Genomic DNA, 4,481 nt, shown 5'->3' with positions numbered 1-4,481 from the left:
CTGTTAAGCCGCCTCGAACGCAGGTGGCGCCACGGTCGCGATAGACCGAGCAATCTGCGACATGCATCGTGATTCGATAGTCGCCAGCGTGCGCAGGCAAGGTCGATTGCGACGACGGTTCATGACATTGGACAGATAGTGCGGACCAAGGTCCGCACCCACCAACACCCCAGCCATGGCATTGCAGTTGCTCGCCCGTCCGCAGCGGATATCTGTCGGGGGCTGGTGGGSGGGGGYAAGCGGGACCGTTGGCGCCATGGGCCAGGCGCATGCGCCTGGCGGGTTGGGCAGGACGCCCAACCCAGGTCTTGCCGTGTGCGCAGGATAGCGCACACGAGCAAGGCGTCATCGAGCCCCCATGGATGGGTTCACGGCGTGTCCCGCTTGCCCCCGCCCACCAGCCCAGATCATCAAACCCAGGCAGCCGACGCTCCCAGCCGTTGCCGTTGCCGTTGCCGTTGCCGTTGCTGTTGCTGTTGCTGTTGCTGTTGCTCTCAGCGCAACGCGACGCCGCGGCGTCRCAAAAAAAAACCTACACCAACACCAGCTCGATGCAATCCACCGGGCACGGTGGAATACACAACTCGCACCCCGTGCACAGATCGGCAATCACCGTGTGCATGTACTTTGCCCCGCCGACGATCGCATCCACCGGGCACGCCTGTATGCACTTGGTGCAACCGATGCAGTCAGCCTCCACGATCAACGCCACCTGCGGCGGCTTGTGCTCGCCCCGGCTGCGATCGAACGGCAACGCCGGCACACCCAGCACCTGCGCCAACGCCCGCGCACCGGCATCGCCGCCGGGCGGACAACGATCCACGCCAGCCTCCCCACGTGCCATCGCCTGCGCGTACGGGCGACAGCCGTCGTAACCGCATTGCCCGCATTGGGTCTGCGGCAGCAAGCGGTCCAGGCGTTCGGTCAGGGGCGGAATCAGGCTCATGCGTGGCGAAGGCTGCGCGTTGGGTTACTTCAGGGGTTTGCCGCGGTACCAGCGCTCGTGCGCCAGGGCCAGCATCGGGCGATCCTCCGCGCTGTCACCGTAGGCATGGATGCGTGTGTAACGTGACAGGTCGAACTGGCGGCGGATGTGCTCAACCTTGCGCGGACCACAATCGCCACCGGCGTAGCGGCCGGTCAGGCGTCCGCTTTCGCTTTCCAGCCGATTGCAGATCAGCTGCAGGCCCAGTTGTTCGCACCACGGCCGCAGGTACAGGTCCAGTGAACCGGACACCACCACCACGGTGTGCTGCTGCTCCTTGTGCCAGCGGATCTGCTCCAGCATTTCCGGGCGCACGACATCGGGCAGGAACTCGCGGGAGAAGCCCGCAGCCAGCGTCTCGATGTCATCGGCGTGGCGCTCGCTGAAGGTCAACCGGGTCACCCGTGCGCGGATGCGCTCGGCGGAGATCAGTTTCAGCTTGTAGGCCAGCAGCCACGGGCCGACTTTCCACCAGGCCTGTGCCAGCTGTTCGGCGGTGGCGACCCGGCGCAGGAAGCGGCCATAGGTGTCGCAGGTGGTGACAGTGTGGTCGAAGTCGAACAGCGCCAGTTCCAACGCAGCATCTCCCATCACGGTACCTCCCTTCGCGGTGCTCATGACCGGGCGCGGCCAGGGCCGCGCCCGTACTGCATCAACGAACCGGCATGCCCGGCTGCGCGCCGCTGTCGGCGTCCAGCAGCGCCAGCGCGCCGCCATCGAAACCGGCCGACAGGATCATGCCTTCGCTCAGGCCGAAGCGCATCTTGCGCGGTGCCAGGTTGGCGATGAACACCACGCTGCGGCCGACCAGCGCTTCCGGCTCGCCGTAGCTGGCGCGGATGCCGGAGAAGATCTGGCGCTTGCCGAGGTCGCCGGCATCCAGTTCGAAACGCAGCAGCTTGTCCGAGCCTTCCACGAACTCGCACACCAGCACCTTGCCGATGCGCAGGTCGAGCTTGGCGAAGTCGTCGATGCCGATGTAGGCCGGCGCGTCGGCGCTCTTTGCTTCGTCCTTGGCCACCACCGGTGCGGCAGGCTTGCTTGCTTCAACCTTGGCAGCGGGGGCGGCGGTGGTCAGGGTGTCCTTGGAGGCGTCGATCATGGCGTCAATCTTCTTCGGGTCGATACGGGTGAACAGCGGGGTGTAGTCGGTGATGCGGTGGCCCAGCAGCGGCTGCGCCAGCTCGGTCCAGTCATTCACCGGCGCGGCCAGGAAGGCCTCGGCCTGCGCCGCGGTGGCTGGCAGCACCGGCTTCAGGGCGGTGACCAGTACGCGGAACAGGTTCAGGCCCTGGCTGCAGACCGCCTGCAGCTGCGCGTCGGCGCCTTCCTGCTTGGCGATCACCCACGGCTTGACGTCGTCGATGTAGCGGTTGGCTTCATCGGCCAGGGTCATGGTCAGGCGGATCGCCGCGGCCGGGTCGTTGCGCTCGTATGCCTCACGGATCGGCGCCAGGCCATCGACGAAGCGCTGGTACTGCGCCGCGTCGGGCAGCTGCGCGGCCAACTGGCCATCGAAGCGCTTGCTGATGAAACCGGCGCAGCGGCTGGCGAGGTTGACGAACTTGCCGACCAGATCGGCGTTGACGCGCGCGATGAAGTCGCCCAGGTTCAGGTCGAGGTCGTCGACGCCACCACCGGACTTGGCGGCGAAGTAGTAACGCAGTGCCTCCGGCTCCAGGCCGGCATCGAGGAACGTGCGCGCCATCACGAAGGTGCCGCGCGACTTGCTCATCTTCGCGCCATCGACGGTCAGGTAGCCGTTGACGTGCAGGCGGGTCGGCGCGCGGTGGCCGGTGCCGTGCAGCACCGCCGGCCAGAACAGGCCATGGAAATTGACGATGTCCTTGCCGAGGAAATGATGCAGCTCGGTGCTGGTGCCGGCGCGCAGGTGCGCTTCGAAGTCCTCGCCGATCCTGCTGCACAGGGTCTGGAAGCTGGACAGGTAGCCGATCGGCGCGTCCAGCCASACGTAGAAGTACTTGCCCGGCTGGCCGGGAATCTCGAAACCGAAGTACGGCGCATCGCGCGAGATGTCCCACGCACGCAGGCCGCCTTCGGCGTTGAGCCATTCACCCAGCTTGGCCTTCACGCCCGGCAGGGCGACATCGCCGGCCAGCCAGTCGCGCAGGAAGCCGTCGAAGTGGCCGACCTCGAAGAAGAAGTGCTCCGAATCGCGCATTTCCGGGGTTGCCCCGGAGATCACCGAGCGCGGCTCCTTCAGGTCGGTCGGCGCATAGGTGGCGCCGCAGACCTCGCAGTTGTCGCCGTACTGGTCKKCGSTGCCGCAGTTCGGGCAGRTGCCCTTGAYGWAGCGGTCGGSCAGGAACATGCCCTTGGCCGGGTCGTAGAACTGCGCCACCGAACGGCGGCTGATGTGGCCGGCCGCTTCCAGCTTCAGGTAGAACGCTTCGGTCAGCGCCTTGTTGGCGGCGGAATTGGTCGAGTCGTAATGGTCGAAGGCGACGCCGAAAGCGGCGAAATCGCGCTCGTGGCTGGCCTGGATGTTGGCGATGAAGGTTTCCGGGGTGACCCCGGCCTTTTCCGCAGCCAGCATGATCGGCGTGCCGTGGGTGTCGTCGGCGCACACGAACCAGGCCTTGCCGCCACTCATTCGACGCGCCCGCACCCAGATGTCAGCCTGGATGTAGCCGACCAGGTGGCCCAGGTGCAGCGGGCCGTTGGCGTAGGGCAGGGCGGTGGTGACGAGCGCGGTACGGGTCATGGTCACGGGGTGCAGCCAGGGGGAACCGGGGATTATCGCATGCCCGCAACGCGGTGACCCGGCCGGAGCCGGGTCACCAGGGCATTGCCGGGGCCGTGACGCTTACTCGCGGACCCAGGTCTGCGCGCGGCAGATGAAGGCGATGCAGCCGGACACGTCCAGCTTGCCGCCACCCGGCTGCAGCTCGATCTTCGAGCGATAGGTCTTGCCGTTGGCCGGGTCGAGGATGGTGCCACCGGACCACTTGCTGGTGGTGCCCTTGTCCTGGCTCAGGTTCCAGAGGATGGTCATGCCCTTCACCGGCTTGTTCTTGTTGGCGCCCTCGCAACCATCGCAGACCGGGTTCGGGCCCTTGTCCGAGTGCAGGATCTCGACCACCTTGCCGGACAGCGTGCCGTTGGCGGCCTGGCTGATCTCGACGATCGACTTCACCTTGYCGGTCTTGTCGTCGATGGTCTTCCAGCGGCCGRCGGCRCYGTCGGCGGCCTGCGCGGAGAGCGCGGCCAGGCACAGCGGCAGCGCCAGCAGCAGGGTCTTGAAGGTCTTGCGCATGGTCCCCTCCCAGGGTTCATTCCGGCACGATGCCGGTACGGGTCGACTGTATACCCATTCGGCGGGGTATGGGGAAGGGGGGTGTTGGCCGGGTTGCACCCGGCACCCGCAACTGCAACTGCAACGGCAACGGCAACGGCAACAGCAACAGCGTGCATTCCGTGGGATGGCGGGGTGGGYCCGGTTGMGGGRGACGCCGTAAACCCATCCATGGGGGCT

Annotated in this window: 4 protein-coding genes; all 4 read right to left on the bottom strand. The window is 66.6% G+C overall.

Annotated features, from left to right (window positions below):
* Positions 1-532: 532 nt before the first annotated feature.
* The 4 genes from rnfB to AC1VAN_RS12810 all read right to left on the bottom strand — a co-directional run bounded on the left by rnfB (position 533) and on the right by AC1VAN_RS12810 (position 4,262).
* Positions 533-946: an Rnf electron transport complex subunit RnfB gene (gene rnfB, locus AC1VAN_RS12825; protein WP_032952130.1), complete on the bottom strand. Its 414-nt coding sequence runs from the start codon at positions 944-946 to the stop codon at positions 533-535.
* A 24-nt stretch (positions 947-970) separates the two neighbouring features.
* The gene (locus AC1VAN_RS12820) at positions 971-1,561 is read right to left on the bottom strand and encodes an HAD family hydrolase (protein WP_025879084.1); all 591 of its coding nucleotides are present in this window, start codon (positions 1,559-1,561) and stop codon (positions 971-973) included.
* 76 nt (positions 1,562-1,637) lie between these two features.
* Positions 1,638-3,710 carry a methionine--tRNA ligase gene (gene metG, locus AC1VAN_RS12815; protein ID WP_480985925.1) on the bottom strand — a complete coding sequence of 691 codons (2,073 nt, stop codon included), beginning with the start codon at positions 3,708-3,710 and terminating at the stop codon, positions 1,638-1,640.
* Positions 3,711-3,812: 102 nt separating this feature from the next.
* On the bottom strand, positions 3,813-4,262 hold the full coding sequence (locus AC1VAN_RS12810) for a DUF2147 domain-containing protein (RefSeq protein ID WP_480985924.1): 450 nt from the start codon (positions 4,260-4,262) through the stop codon (positions 3,813-3,815).
* Positions 4,263-4,481: the final 219 nt, after the last annotated feature.

Source organism: Stenotrophomonas sp. 05L44_2, from assembly GCF_056665995.1.
The sequence above is the reverse complement of the archived record's forward strand: the minus strand, read 5'-3'. Positions and strand labels throughout refer to the sequence as shown.

Bases quoted from the DNA above. Each gene is read 5' to 3' on its own strand.
- rnfB (WP_032952130.1), bottom strand. From the start codon at position 946: ATGAGCCTGATTCCGCCCCTGACCGAACGCCTGGACCGCTTGCTGCCG.